The sequence below is a fragment of the Roseiflexus castenholzii DSM 13941 genome (assembly GCF_000017805.1).
In the GTDB taxonomy this organism is placed as follows: Bacteria; Chloroflexota; Chloroflexia; order Chloroflexales; family Roseiflexaceae; genus Roseiflexus; species Roseiflexus castenholzii.
Genome location: NC_009767.1, coordinates 1,368,050 through 1,387,303, shown reverse-complemented (window position 1 = coordinate 1,387,303; position 19,254 = coordinate 1,368,050). Strand labels below are relative to the sequence as shown.

18 protein-coding genes are annotated in these 19,254 nt (G+C 59.9%); 7 read left to right on the top strand and 11 right to left on the bottom strand.

Going from position 1 to position 19,254, the window contains the following annotated elements; translation table 11 throughout:
* Positions 1 to 41: 41 nt before the first annotated feature.
* From RCAS_RS05435 to RCAS_RS05425, 3 genes are all read left to right on the top strand, one after another.
* Positions 42 to 1,157, top strand: a complete 1,116-nt coding sequence (locus tag RCAS_RS05435; protein ID WP_012119599.1) for a glycosyltransferase family 4 protein — start codon at positions 42 to 44, stop codon at positions 1,155 to 1,157.
* A gap of 292 nt (positions 1,158 to 1,449) precedes the next feature.
* Complete coding sequence (gene pdxH, locus RCAS_RS05430) at positions 1,450 to 2,085, top strand: pyridoxamine 5'-phosphate oxidase (protein ID WP_012119598.1); 636 nt, start codon at positions 1,450 to 1,452, stop codon at positions 2,083 to 2,085.
* Between the two features lie 15 nt (positions 2,086 to 2,100).
* The gene (locus RCAS_RS05425) at positions 2,101 to 2,988 is read left to right on the top strand and encodes a polysaccharide deacetylase family protein (protein ID WP_012119597.1); all 888 of its coding nucleotides are present in this window, start codon (positions 2,101 to 2,103) and stop codon (positions 2,986 to 2,988) included.
* A gap of 1,194 nt (positions 2,989 to 4,182) precedes the next feature.
* Here RCAS_RS05425 and RCAS_RS05420 read toward each other — a convergent pair.
* The 9 genes from RCAS_RS05420 to RCAS_RS05385 form a co-directional block, all read right to left on the bottom strand.
* The gene (locus tag RCAS_RS05420) at positions 4,183 to 4,719 is read right to left on the bottom strand and encodes a Uma2 family endonuclease (protein WP_198136008.1); all 537 of its coding nucleotides are present in this window, start codon (positions 4,717 to 4,719) and stop codon (positions 4,183 to 4,185) included.
* Positions 4,720 to 4,787: 68 nt separating this feature from the next.
* A complete protein-coding gene (locus RCAS_RS24920) occupies positions 4,788 to 4,934 on the bottom strand; it encodes a hypothetical protein (protein ID WP_157042561.1) in 147 nt (48 codons plus the stop codon).
* Positions 4,935 to 5,358: 424 nt separating this feature from the next.
* The gene (locus RCAS_RS05415) at positions 5,359 to 6,390 is read right to left on the bottom strand and encodes an ABC transporter ATP-binding protein (protein WP_012119595.1); all 1,032 of its coding nucleotides are present in this window, start codon (positions 6,388 to 6,390) and stop codon (positions 5,359 to 5,361) included.
* A 26-nt stretch (positions 6,391 to 6,416) separates the two neighbouring features.
* Positions 6,417 to 7,436: an ABC transporter ATP-binding protein gene (locus tag RCAS_RS05410; protein ID WP_012119594.1), complete on the bottom strand. Its 1,020-nt coding sequence runs from the start codon at positions 7,434 to 7,436 to the stop codon at positions 6,417 to 6,419.
* A gap of 12 nt (positions 7,437 to 7,448) precedes the next feature.
* Positions 7,449 to 8,459, bottom strand: a complete 1,011-nt coding sequence (locus tag RCAS_RS05405) for an ABC transporter ATP-binding protein (protein WP_012119593.1) — start codon at positions 8,457 to 8,459, stop codon at positions 7,449 to 7,451.
* Positions 8,460 to 8,474: 15 nt separating this feature from the next.
* Positions 8,475 to 9,467 carry an ABC transporter ATP-binding protein gene (locus tag RCAS_RS05400; RefSeq protein ID WP_012119592.1) on the bottom strand — a complete coding sequence of 331 codons (993 nt, stop codon included), beginning with the start codon at positions 9,465 to 9,467 and terminating at the stop codon, positions 8,475 to 8,477.
* A 61-nt stretch (positions 9,468 to 9,528) separates the two neighbouring features.
* On the bottom strand, positions 9,529 to 10,533 hold the full coding sequence (locus tag RCAS_RS05395) for an ABC transporter permease (RefSeq protein WP_012119591.1): 1,005 nt from the start codon (positions 10,531 to 10,533) through the stop codon (positions 9,529 to 9,531).
* A 12-nt stretch (positions 10,534 to 10,545) separates the two neighbouring features.
* Positions 10,546 to 11,748: an ABC transporter permease gene (locus tag RCAS_RS05390; protein WP_012119590.1), complete on the bottom strand. Its 1,203-nt coding sequence runs from the start codon at positions 11,746 to 11,748 to the stop codon at positions 10,546 to 10,548.
* Positions 11,749 to 11,844: 96 nt separating this feature from the next.
* Entirely contained in the window at positions 11,845 to 13,806 is a 1,962-nt protein-coding gene (locus RCAS_RS05385) for an ABC transporter substrate-binding protein (RefSeq protein WP_012119589.1), read from the bottom strand.
* Between the two features lie 442 nt (positions 13,807 to 14,248).
* On the opposite strand from RCAS_RS05385, the gene RCAS_RS05380 reads away from it, so the two are divergent.
* Both RCAS_RS05380 and RCAS_RS05375 read left to right on the top strand, forming a co-directional pair.
* Positions 14,249 to 16,321 carry a sensor histidine kinase gene (locus RCAS_RS05380; RefSeq protein WP_041330259.1) on the top strand — a complete coding sequence of 691 codons (2,073 nt, stop codon included), beginning with the start codon at positions 14,249 to 14,251 and terminating at the stop codon, positions 16,319 to 16,321.
* A 295-nt stretch (positions 16,322 to 16,616) separates the two neighbouring features.
* On the top strand, positions 16,617 to 16,853 hold the full coding sequence (locus tag RCAS_RS05375; RefSeq protein ID WP_041330258.1) for a type II toxin-antitoxin system Phd/YefM family antitoxin: 237 nt from the start codon (positions 16,617 to 16,619) through the stop codon (positions 16,851 to 16,853).
* 104 nt (positions 16,854 to 16,957) lie between these two features.
* On the opposite strand, the gene RCAS_RS05370 is transcribed toward RCAS_RS05375, so the two are convergent.
* Both RCAS_RS05370 and RCAS_RS05365 read right to left on the bottom strand, forming a co-directional pair.
* Positions 16,958 to 17,485, bottom strand: coding sequence for a dihydrofolate reductase family protein (locus tag RCAS_RS05370; protein ID WP_012119586.1), 528 nt, complete (start codon positions 17,483 to 17,485; stop codon positions 16,958 to 16,960).
* A gap of 18 nt (positions 17,486 to 17,503) precedes the next feature.
* Complete coding sequence (locus RCAS_RS05365) at positions 17,504 to 18,439, bottom strand: AraC family transcriptional regulator (RefSeq protein ID WP_012119585.1); 936 nt, start codon at positions 18,437 to 18,439, stop codon at positions 17,504 to 17,506.
* Between the two features lie 154 nt (positions 18,440 to 18,593).
* Between RCAS_RS05365 and RCAS_RS24915 the strand changes: the two genes are divergently transcribed.
* Entirely contained in the window at positions 18,594 to 18,767 is a 174-nt protein-coding gene (locus RCAS_RS24915) for a hypothetical protein (protein WP_198136007.1), read from the top strand.
* A 14-nt stretch (positions 18,768 to 18,781) separates the two neighbouring features.
* Entirely contained in the window at positions 18,782 to 19,177 is a 396-nt protein-coding gene (locus tag RCAS_RS05360; protein ID WP_012119584.1) for a (R)-mandelonitrile lyase, read from the top strand.
* Positions 19,178 to 19,254 lie beyond the last annotated feature (77 nt).

The following is a 19,254-nucleotide window of genomic DNA, read 5'->3' as shown; positions in this document are numbered from 1 at the left end:
GTTTACAGTGGGGCATTGCGCACCCGATCCCGGCATTTCCTATGAATATTGCGCTCGATCTGCGCTTCGTCAATGATCATTTTCCAGGCATTGGGCGCTATGCCTTCAGTCTGGCATCGGCATTCGCCATGCTCGACGGGCCGCACCGGTTCATTTTCATTGTCCTCCGGGATGCTCAGGTCCGCCGCTCTGTGCCGAATACGCGCTACAATCTGACGAGTCTGCTTCGTTCACCGAAGGTGCGGGCGCTCGCCGCGCCTTCACCGTTCAGCGTCGCCGGGCAGATTGCCCTACCCGCCCTGCTGCGCCTGGCGCGCGCCGATGTGTATCATACACCCTACCATGCGTTTCCCTACACCGGACTTCCCTGCCCCGTCGTTGTGACGCTGTACGACATTATCCCACGCCTCTTCCCGCGTGAGTCGTCGCTGCGCGCGCGCCTGTTCTTTGATCTGTCGGTCAGAATGGCGCTACACGCGGCGCAGCGGATCGTGACATTGTCACAACATTCACGTGCTGATCTTGCGCGGGTCTACCATGTGCCCGCTGCGCGGATCGATGTGGTGTACGGCGCTGCTGACGAACGCTTCCGTCCTACAGAATCGAAGCATGCGGCGGCAATCCGGGCGCGGCATCAACTGCCAGAGACGTTTGCGCTCTGTGTGACATCCGACAAACCGCACAAGAACGTTGATACTCTGGTGAAGGCGTGGCGACTGTCGGCGACCGCGCAACAGAGTGATGCGCCCTGGCTGATCCTGGCGGGCCACCGTTATCGTGGGGCGCTGGCGTTCGATCACCCACGAATCCGGGACCTTGGACCGGTTGCTGAAGCCGATCTGCCCGCGCTCTACGGCAGCGCCACTCTTTTTGTCTATCCGTCGCGCTACGAAGGGTTTGGCTTGACGCCGCTGGAAGCGATGGCATGCGGCACACCGGTGATCTGTAGCCACGCCGGAAGTCTGACCGAGGTCGTTGGCGACGCGGCGCTGCTCGTGGATCCCGACGATCCGCAGGCGCTGGCGGAAGCCATCGATCGTGCGTTTGCCGATCCGACACTGCGGGCTTCCCTGCGCGCTGCCGGTCTCGCACGCGCTGCATCATTCTCCTGGCATCGCGCAGCACAGGAAATACTGGCGGTCTATGAGCGTGTGTAATACCAATGACGATTGACGATGCCGCATGCTTGTCCTTCCGAGCGCAGCGAGGAATCTGAGCGGGTCGCGCACGACCCCTCGCGCTGCTCGGGGTGACTATGCCGGATGGTCACAGGCACTTGGTATAACAGGCAGAAGGCGCGAGGCATGGGCGCGAGAGGAACGGAAGGCAGGGGGGCGCCGCAGATGCGCCCATGCACCCACGCGCGGGTTGTGGGTTGAATGCACAGCATGGCATGTACTATGATGATACCATTCCCATGAGAGTCGTCCTCTGGAAAGGTCGCACACGATGTCTATCGCCGATCTCCGCAAAGACTACACACGACACGGGTTGAGCGAGTCCGACGTTGACACCGATCCATTGGCACAGTTTCAGCGCTGGTTCGACCAGGCGGTCGGCGCAGGATTGATCGAACCAAACGCCATGACCCTGGCGACTGCCACGCCCGATGGCAAACCCTCGGCGCGGATGGTGCTCCTCAAGGGCGTCGATGCTGGCGGGTTCGTCTTTTTCACCAACTATGAGAGCCGGAAGGGAATGGAACTGGCAGCAAACCCATGGGCGGCGCTCGTGTTCTACTGGCCCGAGCTGGAGCGGCAGGTGCGCATCGAGGGGCGCGTCGAGCGCCTCTCACCCGCAGAATCCGACGCCTACTTCGCCTCACGACCGAACGGCAGCCGCATCGGTGCGTGGGCGTCCCGCCAAAGCAGCGTCATTGGCAGCCGCACGGAACTGGAACAGCGCGTCGCCGAACTGGAACAATTCTACGCCAACCGCGAGGTCCCGCGCCCGCCATTCTGGGGCGGCTTCCGCGTCCTTCCCGATACCATCGAATTCTGGCAGGGACGACCGAATCGGCTGCATGACCGTTTGCGCTACCGGCGTGACGCCGGTCGCTGGATTATCGAACGTTTATCGCCATAGCAATGGAGCAACCCGATGAACCCTATTCTCAAACGCCTTGGCTTTCGCCCTGATGACCGGGTGGTCATTATCCACGCCGACGATCTCGGCATGTGTCAGGCGACCATTCCAGCCGTTGCCGAACTCTTTGATGCCGGACTGGTCTCCTCGGCAGCGACAATGGTTCCCTGCGCGTGGTTTCCCGCCGTTGCCGCGTATGCCCGCGCAACCCCTTCCGCCGATATTGGCGTCCATGCCACGCTCACCAGTGAGTGGGACGCATACCGCTGGGGACCGCTCAGCACTCGTGATCCGGCATCAGGATTGCTGGACGATGAGGGATATTTCCATCGCACGACGCCTGCCGTTCAGGAACGTGCCCGCCCTGATGCCGTTGCTGCGGAACTGCACGATCAGATCAACAGGGCGCTCGCACATGGCATCGATGTGACCCACCTCGACTCACATATGGGGTCTGCATTTGCGCCCCATTTCCTGCCTGCCTACCTTGCCGCCGCTGCCCACGCGCGTGTGCCGCCGCTTGTGCCGCGTTTGAGCGAAGAGCGCATGCGAGCGGTGGGCATGCCAGAAGAAATGATCGCTTTTGCGCGCAATATTGTTCCGCAACTGGAAGCGCAGGGCGTCGTCATGGTGGATCATCTGATCGGCATGCCGCTCGACCGGCACGAGGATCGGGTCGAAACGGCGAAACAGTTGCTTGGCTCACTGGCGCCGGGGTTAACCTATGTCATCATTCACCCGGCGATTGACACACCGGAACTGCGCGCAATTGCAGGCGACTGGCGTGCGCGTGTGGCGGATTACCAGGCGTTTTGCAGCGCAGAACTGCGGGCGTGGGTGCAGGACCAGGGGATTCACGTCATCGGCTGGCGCCCGATACGCGATGTGCTGCGGGGAGCGTAGTAAGACCACGGTGGGCAGCAACACCTGCGCCATCTGCTGCCTGGCGACTGATGAACCTGTACAAAATAATCCGGCATTCGCTCTGCACCCGGCGGCTGAAGCCGCGGGCTGCACCGGACGATACCGGATTCTTTGCTCAAAAACCATTATTGACTTCACTGCGAAAAGCAATCACGAAGGTCACAAGTAATACCAATGACGATTGAAGATGCCGCATGCGTGTCACTCCGAGCCCTTCGCTTCGCTCAGGGTAAACGCAGCGAGGAATCTGCGCGGATCGCGCACGACCCCTCGTGCTGCTCGGGGTGACCATGCCGGAGGTTCACAGGTAATTGGTATAACCACAAAGGAAATACGCTTCATTTTTATTCCCCTTCGTGCGCTTCGTGTCCTTGGTGGTTGAGCCTGTAACCACGAAGGTGTCCACGAAGGTCACCAAGGGACGCGAAGGCAATACGCTTCATTATTCCCCTTCGTGCGCTTCGTGCCCTTGGTGGTTGAGCCTTCCATGACTTCACTGCAACAAGCAACCACGAAGGTCACCAAGGAACGCGAAGGCAAGGCGCTTCATTATTCCCCTTCGTGCGCTTCGTGCCCTTGGTGGTTGAGCCTTCCATGACTTCACTGCAACAAGCAACCACGAAGGTCACCAAGGAACGCGAAGGCAAGGCGCTTCATTATTCCCCTTCGTGCGCTTCGTGCCCTTGGTGGTTGAGCCTTCCATGACTTCACTGCAACAAGCAACCACGAAGGTCACCAAGGGACGCGAAGGCAAGGCGCTTCATTATTCCCCTTCGTGCGCTTCGTGTCCTTGGTGGTTGAGCCTGTAACCACGAAGGTGTCCACGAAGGTCACCAAGGGACGCGAAGGCAAGGCGCTTCATTATTCCCCTTCGTGCGCTTCGTGCCCTTGGTGGTTGAGCCTTCCATGACTTCACTGCAACAAGCAACCACGAAGGTCACCAAGGAACGCGAAGGCAAGGCGCTTCATTATTCCCCTTCGTGCGCTTCGTGCCCTTGGTGGTTGAGCCTTCCATGACTTCACTGCAACAAGCAACCACGAAGGTCACCAAGGAACGCGAAGGCAATGCGCTTCATTATTCCCCTTCGTGCGCTTCGTGTCCTTGGTGGTTGAGCCTGTAACCACGAAGGTGTCCACGAAGGTCACCAAGGAACGCGAAGGCAATACGCTTCATTATTCCCCTTCGTGCGCTTCGTGCCCTTGGTGGTTGAGCCTGTAACCACGAAGGTGTCCACGAAGGTCGCCAAGGAACGCGAAGGCAATACGCTTCATTATTCCCCTTCGTGCGCTTCGTGCCCTTGGCGGATCATTTGGATCGTAGGCGATGTATTCCTGCACGCCCAGTGCTGCATACCGTGCCGGTTTCTCCTCGATGTCCGTCTTCCATGTCTCCTCGGCACTGAACTCGAACATCACCTGTGGCGGTGGTCGGTTTGGCTCGTACAAACGCCAACTGCGGAATTCGCGTGCTGCGGGATTGGGAATGGTCACCCCCTTGAACAAAGCAATATCCGGCGCCAGCGGATATTCGTAGCGGCGACGGCGCTGATAAAGGTTCAAATTACTAACAATGAAGCAAGTCGTGGTACGGAACAGATAGGTGAGCACGCTTAACAGATAGTGAATCAGGGTAGATTGGGCTACGCTCTCACCCATCAGATCCTCTTGCGTAGGATGCAGATCGTAGTAATGGACGAATGGTTGTTTCACAGGCGAGCGTACAACCATCACCGGTGGTTTCTTCACCCTCATCAAGCATCCCCCTGCGCCAGTGCGCATCAATCGGGCGTGGCGCGATCACGGCGACTACGCAGCGCTGCGGGGCGCTTCATCCGCCCGCGGACATAGCCACCACGAAATGCCAGCGCCACCAAAAACGCCACCAGGATGAGAATGATCAGCGCCTCGCTCCAGCCGATGGTCATGATACCTGCTTTCTGGCGGTTACAAGAACCAGGAACATGTGAGGGAGTAGGGAGTGGGGACGCACTTGCCGCCTTTCACCTTCCTCCTTCGCACTGTTGCACGGTCAGTATGCAACCCTTTGCATGCTCCGCGCATCACATTCAAGGTGTAACGGTTCCACCTGCAACATTCGCGTCTGCCATCTTCCGCCTTCTCGCCTGCCCACCGTCGTCTTCCTACGTAGAACGTTCAACGTGGACCGTTCCCCCTTCAACCTTCCCACCTGACCCCTCTCGCCTCTGGTCGCTCGCCTAGTGGACCGTTCCCCCTTCAACCTTCCCGCCTGACCCCTCTCGCCTCTGGTCGCTCGCCTACGACGGACGCACCGCGGACTGTTCCCCGTTCAACCTTCCCGCCTGACCCCTCTCGCCTCTGGCCGCTCGCCTACGACGGACGCACCGCGTGCCGTTCCATCAACTCAATCGACTCGCGCGCACGCCAGCAGGCGACGAAATGCCCATCACCGTAATCCTCGAAGGGCGGCTCCTCGACCTTGCAGCGGTCGATGGCAATCGGGCAACGGGTGTGAAAATGGCATCCCGGAGGTGGATTGAGCGGACTTGGCACATCGCCTTCCAGGATGATGCGTTGCCGTTTCCGCTCGACCGTCGGGTCGGGAATGGGAGCAGCGGACAGGAGCGCCTGCGTGTAGGGATGCATCGGCATGGCGTAGAGTGTCTTTCCCTCCGCCAGTTCGACGACCTTCCCCAAATACATCACTGCCACCCGGTCGCTGATATGCTTTACGACTGCCAGACCGTGCGCGATGAACAGGTACGTCAAACCCAGGCGATGCTGAAGGTCTTCGAGCAGATTAAGCACCTGCGCCTGGATCGACACATCGAGTGCCGACACCGGCTCGTCGCACACCACGAACTCCGGTTCGACCGCCAGCGCGCGCGCGATGCCGATGCGCTGCCGCTGCCCGCCGGAGAATTCGTGGGGGTAGCGGTTGATAAAGTACGGATTGAGACCGACGAGTTCGAGCAATTCCTGCACCCGTTCACGGATGGCAGCCTTTCCCTGGCGCAGATTGTGCACGGCAATCGGCTCGCCGATAATGTCGCCGACCGTCATCCGCGGATTGAGCGAAGCATACGGGTCCTGAAAGATCATTTGCACCTTACGCCGCATGCGGCGCAACTCTTCACCCTGAAGACGGGTCAGATCGGCGCCCTGGAAGATCACTTCGCCGGCGGTTGGCTTGTAGAGTTGCAGAATGGCGCGTCCGGTGGTCGATTTGCCGCATCCGCTCTCTCCCACAAGCCCTAACGTCTCGCCGCGCTTGATCGAGAACGTCACTCCGTCAACCGCTTTGACATGCCCGACGGTGCGCTTGATAATCGCGCCCTTCATCACCGGAAAATGCATCTTCAGGTTGCGCACCTGAATCAGGTCGGTCGAAGTATCACTCATGGCACTCGCCCTTCATCGTTGCACAACTACGCCGGCACTTCATCGCCGGTGATGGGGAGCGGCGTCTCAAGCGTAATATCAAACAGGCAGGCCGCCTTATGACCGGGAACAACCTCGCGCAACGGCGGGACCTGCTGGTCGCATTTGCCGGGAATGAAATAATCGCAACGCGGGCTAAACGGACAGATCTGCGGCAGATTGATCAGGTCCGGCGGCAGACCGCGAATCGGCGTCAACTTCCGATCTTCGTCCTCATCAAGGCGCGGGATCGAGCGCAACAGACCAATGGTATACGGCATGCGTGGACGGGCAAAAATCTCGTCGGTAGGTCCCTCTTCCACAATCCGCCCGGCATACATCACCACCACCCGGTCGGCCATGCCGGCGACGACCCCAAGGTCGTGAGTGATAATAATGACGGCTGTGCCGAGTTCGTGTTGCAACCGTTGAATGAGTTCGAGAATCTGCGCCTGGATCGTCACGTCGAGCGCAGTCGTCGGCTCATCGGCAATCAGCAGTTCCGGGTTGCACGACAGCGCCATCGCAATCATGACGCGCTGCCGCATTCCGCCGGAAAACTGGTGCGGGTAGTCATCGAGTCGGCGTTCAGCGCTGGGGATGCCGACCATCTGCAACAGCTCAATTGCCCGTTTACGCGCCTCGCGCGGAGTCAATTTCATATGAAGTTCGAGCGACTCGGTGATCTGCCGCCCGATTGTCAGCACCGGATTGAGTGATGTCATTGGGTCCTGGAAAATCATCGCAATCCGGTTGCCGCGAATGTGGCGCATCTCTTCGTCGGTATAATCAAGCAGGTTCTCGCCATCGAAGATAATCTGTCCACCGACGATCTTCCCCGGAGGGTTGGGAATGAGGCGCATAATCGAGAGCGAGGTGACGCTCTTCCCCGAACCGCTCTCGCCGACGATGCCGAGAGTCTCACCGCGATCGACATGAAAGGAGACATTGTTGACAGCTTTGACGATGCCGTCCTGGGTCTTGAACTGGGTCTCAAGGTTCTTGACGACGAGCAACGGTTGTGACATGGGCAATCTCCGTTATGGTGAAACGTCTTGGGCGAAATGACATGCCGACCAGTGGCCAGGCATTTTCTCCTCGAACGCGGGTTCGACCTCGCGGCAAATATCGCGCGCCATCCAGCAACGTGGATGGAAGCGGCACCCCTTCGGCGGGTTGATCGGGCTGGGCACATCACCCTGCAAAATAATCCGTTCACGCCGAATGTTGGGGTTCGGAATTGGAATGGCCGAGATCAACGCCTTCGTATACGGATGGAGCGGACGGCGGAAAAGTTCCGTGCGGTCCGCCAATTCGACCATCTTCCCCAGGTACATCACCCCCACGCGATTGCTGATATGCTCAACCACGCTGAGGTTATGCGCGATGAACAGGTAGGTCAGCCCGAATTCCTGTTGCAGATTGCGCAGCAGGTTGAGCACCTGCGACTGGATCGACACATCGAGCGCCGACACCGGCTCATCGCACACGATCAACTTGGGGTTCATCACCAGCGCGCGCGCAATGCCGATGCGCTGCCGCTGCCCGCCGGAGAACTCGTGCGGAAAGCGCTCCATATGGCTCGGATGCATACCGACCTTCGCCAGCACTTCGCGCACCCGCTCGACCCGCTCGACTTTGCTGCCAATGCCGTGGATGGTTAACCCTTCCGCCACACTCTCGCCAATCGTCATGCGCGGGTCGAGCGAGGCATACGGGTCCTGGAAGACGATCTGCATATCGCGGCGCAACGCCTTCAACTGACTGCCAGAAGCGGCGAGCACATCCTTCCCATCAAAGATCACCTCGCCATCGGTTGCCTTCTCAAGACGCAGAATAGTGCGTCCGGTCGTCGTTTTGCCACACCCGCTCTCACCGACCAACCCCAGCGTCTCACCGCGTTTGAGCGAGAAACTGACGCCGTCGACCGCCTTAACGACCGCGACCGTGCGGCGGAGAATACCGCCCTTGATCGGGAAGTGCTTGACCAGATTATTGACTTCCAGCAGCGTATCACCCGACACGCTGCGCTGCATGACAGTTGCCATCATCGTTCATCCATTGAATCAAGCAGGTTGCGCATCGGGCGCATACAGCCAGCAGCGCACCTGCCGCCCACCGTTCAGGGTGAACATCGGCGGCGGCTCATCACAGCGCGCAAACCGCTGTGCGCAGCGGTCGGCGAAGCGACACCCGGTTGGCGGATTGATCAGGCTTGGCACCGTACCGGGAATGGTCGCCAGTTCATCGACGATTTCGCCAAGGACCGGGATCGACGCCAGCAACCCCTGGGTGTAGGGATGCTTCGGCTCGGCGAAGATACTGCGCACATCGGCATACTCGACGACCTGCCCGGCGTACATCACTGCGACGGTATCGACCATTTCGGCGACCACCCCCATATCGTGGGTGATCAGAATGATCGCCGTATTGATCTTTTCGCGCAATTCGCGCATGAGGTCAAGAATCTGCGCCTGAATCGTCACATCGAGCGCCGTCGTCGGCTCATCGGCGATCAGGAGTTCGGGATTGCATGCCAGCGCCATGGCAATCATCACACGCTGCGCCTGCCCACCCGACAATTCGTGCGGATACTGATTGATGCGCCGTTCCGGGTCGGGAAGACCGACGAGCGACAAGAGTTCAACCGCGCGTCTGCGCGCCTCTTCGCCGCGCAACCCCTGATGAATCTCGAGCGCCTCGATGATCTGATCACCGACCTTAAACACCGGATTGAGACACGTGGTTGGTTGCTGGAAAATCATCGAGACGCGATTACCGCGAATATGACGCATCTCCTCGTCGCTGAGCGAGCGAATATTCATGCCATCGAAAATAATCTCACCCTCGACGATTCGTCCGGGAGGGTCCTGGATCAGGCGCATGATCGAGAGCGACGTCACGCTCTTGCCACACCCGCTTTCGCCGACGATACCAAGCGCCTCACCGCGACGCACCTTCAGATCGATACCATCGACCGCGCGCACGACACCGGCTTCAGTATAAAAGTAGGTCTTCAACCCTCGAACTTCGAGGAGAACATCGCTATGGGCAGCCATTGTGTGCGGAGCGGCTGCCGCAGCCGGAACAGATGAAGTCGTCACGTCTCGTTCTATTCTCTTACAGTTTCAAGCGCGGATCAAGCGCATCACGCAACCCATCGCCAATAAAATTGAACGCCAGCGAACAGAGAAAGATCGGCAACCCAGGAATGAGCGGCATCCAGGGGTGATTGAACATATAACTGGTGGCAAAACCCATCATATTACCCCAGGTTGGCGTCGGGTCCTGCACGCCGAAGCCGAGGAAACTGATGGCCACCTCGCTGACCAGCGCACCGTTGAGACCAAGGGTAAACGCCACAATCAGCGGCGGGAAGGCATTCGGAAAGACGTGCTTAAGCAGAATCCAGGCATTCGAGCCGCCAAGCGCGCGCGCCGACTCGATATACTGCATTTCGCGGACCTGAAGCACCATGCCGCGCATCAGGCGCGCCACACCAACCCAACCGAGCGACGCGAGCACCAGGATCAGCAGCGCCACCTGCGTCGCCTCGCGGTTCGGCACCGCCATAATCCACGCAACCGGACCGATGATCCAGGAAGGCAGGACGATCAGATCGGCATTCTGGATCATAATTGCGCTGAGGATCAGCAGAATTGGCAGGTCCGGGATTGTTGCCACGAACTCCATCACACGACTAATCGTATTATCGACCCAACCGCCAAAGAACCCTGCCAGCAAACCCAGGGTCGTGCCGATGATCGCTACCAGGGTCGTCACCGAAATCGCCACCATGAGCGACACACGCGCCGCATAGATCACGCGGGTGAAGAAATCGCGTCCCAGATGGTCGGTGCCGAGGATATGGATCTGCCCGGTCGCCGGATCGGCGCTCATCGGCGGCAGACGGGTGCGGTTCAGCCCGATATCGTCACGTGGGAAGGGAGCGATCCATGGCGCCAGGATCGACGCAGTAAAGATAAGGATCAGAATGGCGAGGCTCGCCATTGCCAGACGGTGGCGACGAAACCGGCGAAAGACAACCGCCCACTGCCCTTCGGATCGCGGTCGCAATCGCTCGATAGCGCCAGGCGCCGCCGGTGTCGATGTCGTGGTAGCCATGCGTTACGCTCCTCACGCGAGACGGATGCGCGGATCGACGACCGTGTACAGAATATCGGAGATGAGATATCCGATCAACACCAGAACTGTACTGATGAACAGGATCGCCATTGCCACCGTGTAGTCGCTACGTCCCAGCGCATCGACCAGCAATCGCCCCATGCCGGGCCAGTTGAACACCGATTCGGTAATCGCCGCGCCGGCCACCAGCGTCGGCAACACACCCGCAAGCAGGGTCACAAACGGGATCAGCGCATTGCGCAGCGCGTGCTTGGTAATCACCGCGCGTTCCCGCACGCCTTTGGCGCGCGCTGTGCGCACATAATCCTGCCGCAGCACTTCGAGCATACTGGAGCGAATGAAACGGCTCCAGGCGGCGATATTGAAGAAAGTCAACACCGCGCACGGCATGATAAAGCGCAGGGTGCGATCCAGCGTCGAACCGGCCTGCACCGTGCCAATCCAGGGAATATCGTAGTTACGAATACCCTGCGCACCGCCGGATGGCAGGTACGGCAACCCGGCGTCCTTTGCCAGCACCGAAAAGATCAGAATCGCCATCACACCCATGAAGAGAGTCGGCAGCGACGAGCCAACGAACGTAATACCGGTCATTGCATAGTCGAAGCGTGAATACTGGCGCACCGCCGAATAGATGCCGATCGGCACACCGATCAGAATCGCCAGCAGCGTCGAGACGCCCATCAACTGGATCGTGTAGGGCAAGCGGGTCATCAACAGATCGCTGATCGGACGGTCGCGCGCGATCTGCTGCGATAACCCGAAATCGCCGAACAGAATACCGCGGCTAGTGCGGCGCTCGGCCAGGTCTGCCAGGGTCACATCACGCACACACCCTTCTTCCCGGATTTCGACCGTGCCATCGGGGTAACGCAGGCGCACCTGACCGGGGATAGCGCACCCAACCACTGTATCCGGCGAGATCAGGTTCACGCCGCCGACCTGGATTGGACCGGCGGGGAAGCCGATCAGCCAGCGGGTAAAGCGGATGGGCAAATAGAGGTCAAGTTCATACCGCGCTTTCAGGCGCGCAATATCTTCTTCTGTCACCCGGCGCTGCCCGGTGTTCTGCATCTGCTGCAAAAACAACAATGGTCCTCCCGGCGCAAGGTACAACAACGAATAGCCGAGCATCGCCGAAAGGACAGTGACAATCACCATCTGGATCAAGCGTCGAACAAGATACGCCGTCATGCCATCATTCCTGAAAGAACAATATTATGCTCTTAATTATATACGAAATGCGCGTGCCGGGTTGGTCCCCGCACGCGCACGGAACTGCCAGACCGACTACCGGACAAACAGGTTCATATCCATGTGCTCCCAGGTTGGGCTGGCATCGGTCTTGGCTTCAATCTTGCCCTCCGCCGCCGCCTTGAGCACCGTCTCCACCTCAGGACCGGCGCCGAGCGTCGCCTTCTCCAGAATATCGACCTCACCGGTCAGCAGCGCCGCCACGGCAGCGTTGGTGTCGGCATAGAACTGGATCACGATATTCTTGACCTTCGGAGCGCCGAGGACGAAGTTCGGGTTCGCCTCGAACTTCATATTCTGGCCCTTGTTCCACTCCTTCAGAATGTAGGGACCATACCCCAGCGGCAACTCAGCAACCTCCGGCAGCGTCGCCCACTCCTTGGCCGGCACATCCGCCAGCTTCCGCCCGTCCGAAATGGTCACATGCGAGGGGTAGCCGCCATACGGCGCCGTGAAGTAGATTGGCCACTGGACACCGGGTAGGAACTTAATCGTGTAGCTGGTGTCGCTGTTGAAGGTGACACCGTTGGCATTGTCGTGCGACTCGCAGAAGGTAAGACTGACGTTGCCCGACTCAGGATCGCAGACAATCTTCACCGCCAGTTCCAGGTCCGCCTTCTTCAGCGGCTCGCCGTCGGACCACTTGATCCCCTTGATGAGGTCGTAGGTGACGGTGAGCTGGTTCATCTTGACCGTGCCGCTCTCATACTTGACCGTCTCGCCATCGGAGTTGACGACTTCCACTCCCGGCTTGAGTTCGACTGCGGCGCCGGTGACATCCCAGACCTTATCGCCTTCTTTGACCTCAACGACCTCATTCTTCGCCTTGCCGCTCTCAATGGTGGAGAGACCATCCTGCAGCACCGCCTGGAAGTCGTAGCTATACTGGGTCGTCAACACGCCCTCGACGAGTTGCGCCGCCTGGCGCTGCACCGCCGCGCTCTCGACCAGCGTAAACATCGAAGCCGGCTCCTGGGTGAAACCCAGAATAATGGTGTCGCCATTATCGCTGCGCTCCCACTCGTAGGCGTTGGCCGTGATATACTCGGTCGGGTCAGGCTTCAACCCCTTCAGCGCCTTATTCCAGGCATACGCCTCCAGGCGCTGGAACAACGGCAGGCTGACCATATCCTTCGTGAACTCAACCTGGAACGCCTTGTAGTTCTTGATGCGCTCCTCGCGGTTCAGCGTATTGTTGGCTGCAGTGATCGCCTTGCTGGCGGTCTCATTGCACCAACCCATGTAGTTCTGGCCATTCCAGTTGTTTTCTGGCAGCGGAATCTGGTCGCAGGCATAGAGCGTGCGGCCGCCCGGATCCGCTTCGCCGACCCATGCGAACGCGCCAAGCTCAAAATCGCGCCGACGCAGACCGGAGGCGCCACCAAACCACCAGGATGCCGGGGCGTGCTTGCGGATGATCTGGATGCCGCAGTTGGTCAGCAACTGTTTTTCCAGCACCGTCGCCCAGGTGATACGGAACTGTGCGTTGGTCGTCGTGAACTCGAGCGACAGCGGCACGCCATCTTTCGAGCGCACAGTCGCGCCCTCTGCCAATTTCCAGCCCGCCTCATCGAGCAGCGCCTTGCCTTTCTCCGGGTCAAACGGATAGGTCACGATGCCGTCCGCCTCGCTCGCCGCCGCCCAGTGCGTCTTGGGCAGGTTGGTGTCCATCAGCAGCCCCTGCTGCTGCTCCGGCGTCAGGTAGCTATAGACCGACTGGATCAGTTCCGGTCGGTTGGTGCAGTAGGCAATCGCCTGACGCACGCGCACGTCGCCAAGAATCGGGTGCGGTGTGGTGAATGCCCCTGCTGGCGCCGCCGTAGGAGCTTCCGCCACCACCGTCTCGCGGACCACCACGGTTTCGCGGATTGGCTCGGCGGTCACCACGACCGTTTCGCGGACCGGCGCCTGTGCCGCGCCGCCGCCACAGGCTGCCAGAATTGGAACTATCAACGCCAGCAGCATCGCCAGCGCAAGTTTCCTGTCGAGAATCTTCATGGAAAGAACGCTCCTTTCTGCGGTCTTCCAATAGAGAACAGCGGAACCATCTGTCAGGAACCTGCGAGCAGTTCCTCAAACTAAGGTTTGACTCGATCAACCACCTCCTTTGCTGAACAGGGATCATTAATGGTGTTGCCAGATGACCGGCAAAGACGACGTGCATCAAGGCAGGAGTCCCTTTTGCGGACAACATTCCCGCAAAGGCGTTCGCAGGAATAGCCACGATTCGCTGGAGATAAGCGGACACCAATTGCGATCCATTGCCTCATCTGCCTGGATGCGCTATGGAGAACACCGGTTACTTTTGGTTAAGAAACATAGCGATTGCGCGAAATGGTAACACGTCGCTCTGTTGATGTCAAGCCAAAAATCGCGCACAGCGATTGACAATGCGCATCGAGGCGCTACAATACACGTCAAAGGGATACGGTTCAAGACGATGTACGCACTCTCGCGCACAACCCCGGCTCTTCCTCTCATTCTGAGCGCTGCGCGCCTGCTGGCCGGCGAGCAACCGCTGACTGCGCGCCTGATCGGGTTGTTCGATCTGCTGCGCCAGGCGATTGCATTCCACGACGCGCGCATCACCTGGTGGCGGCACGAGCCGGTTGCTGCGGCAACCGGCGAGCAGTGGTACGCTCCAAATGGTTGGAGCATTCCCTGGAGTGATGACATTCTGCGCGAAGTCATCGAGCGCGGCGCCACTTTGCAGAGCGCCGCCCGCCACGACATCGTCCACTATGGCGCGCCGATTGTCTGGGATGGACGGCTGTGGGGCGTACTCGAACTGCGCGGCAGCGAGATGCATGTTGGCAACGAAGAACAGGCGCTGATCCACGCGCTGACGCCGCTGCTGGCAGCCACAATTGCTGCGGGGCGCGGGGATGGCGACACGCGAGCGTTGACGGAGCGGCAGCAGCGCGTCATCGAGATGGTGCGCGCCGAACTTGAAGCGCCGCTTGCCCTAGGTGAACTGCTGACCTTTCTGCTGCGCTGGGCGCTTGATGCAACCGGCGCAGAGGCGGGCGCCATCGCTCTGGTCGATCGCGAACGGGGGGAACTGGTGCTGCATGCATACGAAGGGTATGGCGGCGATCCGCTCAACCGCGACGCCTTCGGTGAAGCGCGACGGCGCTGGAGTTGGGAGGTTGGCGTCGCCGGCAAAGTGGCGCGCACCGGGCGAGCCACGCTCCTGCGGGATGTATCACGTGACCCGGATTATCGCGCGTTCGCCCCAGAAGTGCGCGCGGAACTGGCTGCGCCAATCGGCGCCGATCCGCCGCTCGCCGTGCTCCTCCTCGATAGCCCGCGCTCGGTGGCATTTGGCGAGAGCGAGGTGGCGTTCGTCGATGCACTGTGTCATCTGGCGGTCAATCCGCTGCGTCGCGCGCTGCACTATCAGCAGTTGCTCGAAACCAGCGCCCATCTCGGTCAGGTCTTCGCCAGTATGCCGAATGGATTGGTGCTGATGGATCAGCAGGGGCGCGTGTTGCGCCACAACCCGGCGTGGCTGATGATCTGGGGATTGACTCCCGACGCGATGCGCGATCCGTTCTATATTCCCCTTGATCTTGTGCCGCTGTTGCTGCCCCGCATGCGTGATCCGCTGGCGCTGACAGAACTATGCGCCGAGGGTCAACGTTCGCCCACTGAGGTTCAGTCGTTATTGGTGCGGCTGAACAACCCGCATCAGGAGGTGATGCTCCTTTCGGCGCCCACGCGCGATAGTTTCGGATCGTTGACCGGCAGGCTCTGGATTGTCAGCGATGTGACGCGCGAACGTGAGGCGGATCGCCTGAAGAGCGAATTTCTGTCGATCGTGTCGCACGAACTGCGCACACCGCTCACGTCGATCATGGGGTACACCGAGTTGCTGTTGGCGCGCGATTTCACCCCTGGTGAACAGCGCGAGTTCGTTAAGACGGTGTACAACGAGGCGAACCACCTGTATCAGATCGTCGAGGATCTGTTGGGAGTCACGCGGTTGGAAGCCGGAAATGTGCGCCTCGATCGTTGGGCGGTGTCGCTGCGCCAGATCATCAGCGATCTGACGGCGCACCTCAGCAACCAGATCAGCGGCAAACACACGATGCTGATCGATATTCCACCATATCTGCCGCCGGTCTACGCCGACCGCGACAAGGTCCGGCAGGTGCTGGTCAATCTGATTACGAACGCGGTGAAATACTCGCCGAACGGCGGCGAAATCCGGCTCACGGTCACCGAACACGCCGACCTTCCGCCCGACCATCCGAAGGGGCAGTTTGTCCTGGTTGCGATCAGCGACCAGGGGATCGGCATCGCTCCTGAAGACCTGCCACGCATCTGGGAACGCTTCTACCGCGTCGATAATGGCAACACCCGTCGCATCGGCGGGACGGGTCTCGGTTTGTCCATCGCCAAGGCGCTCGTCGAACTACACGGTGGGCGTATCTGGGCGGAGAGCAAACTCAACAGGGGGAGCACCTTCTCCTTCACCCTTCCGGTCGCTACCGACCTGGTGCGGCGGTAGGGGGTAGGGTTAGGGGTTAGGGGTGGTCGTTGCACGTTGCATATTGCCCGTGGAAACATTTGTAGGGGCGCGCCCGCGCACCGGGGACGCCTCGCCGCACGCTGCTGGCGCGCCGGTTGCCTATCACGGAGGGAAGCATTTGCATGGGCGCGCGGCTGTGCGCCCAAATTCTATTCATCCATCGGCGTCGTTGGACTGAATACCCTCCCGGTGCTTGTGCCTCGCCATCCCATGGTTTCCGCTACGAATGTACACCATGAGATGCTGGCTGAGTATCCAAAGCAGAAGGCAGGGAATGCTCGAAGTCAACATCAAAGAACTGCGGAAACAACTGGCAGAATATATTGCGCGCGTGGAGGCGGGTGAAGAAATCATCGTCATCCGGCAGGAAAAAGCTGTGGCGCGGTTGATGCCGCCAGTGCGCCCATGTCCTCAATTCCCCGCTCTGACTGAGTTTCGCGCCAGCATTGCGCTGCGAGGCGAAGGCTTGAGCGAAACGGTCATTACTGAGCGTCGGAAAGCGCGCTACTAACAGCAGACCAACGATTGGCTCGCAACGCTGAAGTGCCGGGCATCGACTGCGAGTTGTTGCAAGTACAGGGATGAGACTATCGCTGCCGCTGTTGTGTTGTGTCGTCAGGACTCCACTGCATAGTTCAACAACACAATCCCCGACTTCTCGCAGCGCCGTTGATCAATGAGGTTCAGGCGCCGTCGCACTGTGGGAGAGGGTAAAAAAGGCGCGCCGCCGTCCAACAGAACAGGCGCTATCGCCAGTTCCACCGTATCCACGCGCTCCAATTCCAGCAGTGCGCGAAACAGTTCACCCCCGCCGAACAGCCAGATGTCTCTGCCCGGTTGCCTGCGCAACTGATCCACATAGTTCAACGTCAGTTCGGCGACGATCGTGGCGCGCGAATGCTCCTGGAATCGCAGGGTGCGAGAAAACACGATGATCTCTTTATCGGCAAAGAGATGCCCGTAGGCGGGATCGTCCAACGACAGCGCTTCGTATGTTTTACGACCCATGAGCAGCGTGTCGAATTGGGCGAAGAGCGCTGCGAAATCGATGTCCGGCTCGTTGGGGACCCAGTCTGCTTCACCGTTCGGGCTGGCAATGTAGCCATCCAGGCTACAGACCACCTGGTAGCGGATGCGTCGCATTATGCCTCCTGTCAGCATTCACGCCATTGCGTCGCGCAGCCGTTGCACATCGCGCAGCGGCGGCGCACCGAAGAGCCGTTTGTACTCCCGGTTAAAATGGGAGGCGTCCTGGTAGCCGACGCGGTAGGCGGCGTCGATCGCGGGCAGGTTTTCCCCAATCATGAGTCGTCGCGCTTCGTGCAGGCGCAGTTGCTTCTGAAATTGCAGCGGCGTCATGCCGGTGACGGCTTTGAAATAGTGGTGAAAGCCAGAGACGCTCATGCCCGCCTCGCGCGCCAGTTGCTCGATGCGCAGAGGCTGGTGGAAGTTCCGCCGGATGCACTCTACGGCGCGCGCAATGTGGGAGATGGAGCCTCCCACACCCGCCAGATGGCGCAACCGCGCGCCCTGATCGCCCACCAGCAGACGATAGACGATTTCTCGCACAATCAGCGGCTTGAGCGCCTGTACGTCAGCGGCAGGCGCCTCGGTGAGCCGCACCAACCGCACGACAGCATCGAGCAACTCCCCATCCAGCAAACTGACATCCACCGCGCCAACTCTGGCGACGCTCGGTGGGGCGGTGTACCCACTCTCCGCCATGACTGCGCCAACCAGCGCCGGCGACAGGTCGATGCGCAGGCTGAGGTAGGGGCGCGTCGGCGACACCTCCAGCACGCGACTGACGCCAGGCAGATCGACAGTGACAAGCAGGTAGTGATAGGGGTCGTAGCGGTAGTGGCGGTCGCCAAGAAAGAGTTCCTTGCTCCCCTGGGCGATGATGCAAAAGGCGGGGCGACTCACGCTGTGCACCAGCCCGCGCGTGGCGGAAAGGCGGAAGAAATGAAGCCCCGGCAATGGCTCGATCTCCCCATCCTGACGAATCGCCCGCGCAATGCGCTCGACTAACTCCTCCCGATGAGACTGCGCCTCGCGCGCGCGCCGCTCCGCCTGGCGATCGGCAATCTGCTGCATGGAATCTCCTTTGCTTCGCCTGGACTCAGAATGTGCAGAATCGTCCAATCTTGTAGCGATGATTATTCTATCACCTCTCCCCCGATGGCGTGTACACTTCCCACAGATACTCGCTTCGAAGCAAACATGTATCAGCCGTCAGGAGGCGACGATAATGCACAAACGAACACTGTGCGCGCGCAGTCTGGAGCGTTTGCAAGAGAATCTCGGCGCCGTGAATGTTGAACTGACGCCCCAAGATCTGCAAGCGATCAACGCGGCGCTTTCACAGCTTCACGTCGTGGGCGATTGCTACCCGCAGCAGTTGCGGGAAATGACCGGTTGCTGAGCAAGGAGACAGCCATGCGGATCATCCGAAATGGATCGCAGCCTTCCAGTAAAGGCTCAGACGAATATTTTACCGGCACAGTGCGCTTCGATCCATTGTTCCTGGCGCCGGATCCAGCGCGCGTGCGCTGCGTCAGCGTCACCTTCGAGCCGGGCGCCCGCACCGCCTGGCACACCCACCCGCTGGGGCAGATTCTGATTGTGACGTCCGGCTGCGGTCGCGCGCAACGCTGGGGCGGACCGGTGGAAGAGATACGGGCGGGTGATGTGGTCTGGTTCGAGCCGGGCGAGAAACACTGGCACGGCGCATCGCCAACCACGGCGGTGACTCACATCGCCATCCAGGAAGCGCTCGACGGTCAATTCGTTGAGTGGATGGAACACGTGAGCGATGAGCAGTACCAAGGTTAAGAATATCGGTCGGAAACCGCGGATTTGACAGGCGTTGTGGCGGAAACTCTTTTCTGTCATTCTTAATTTCTTCCGTT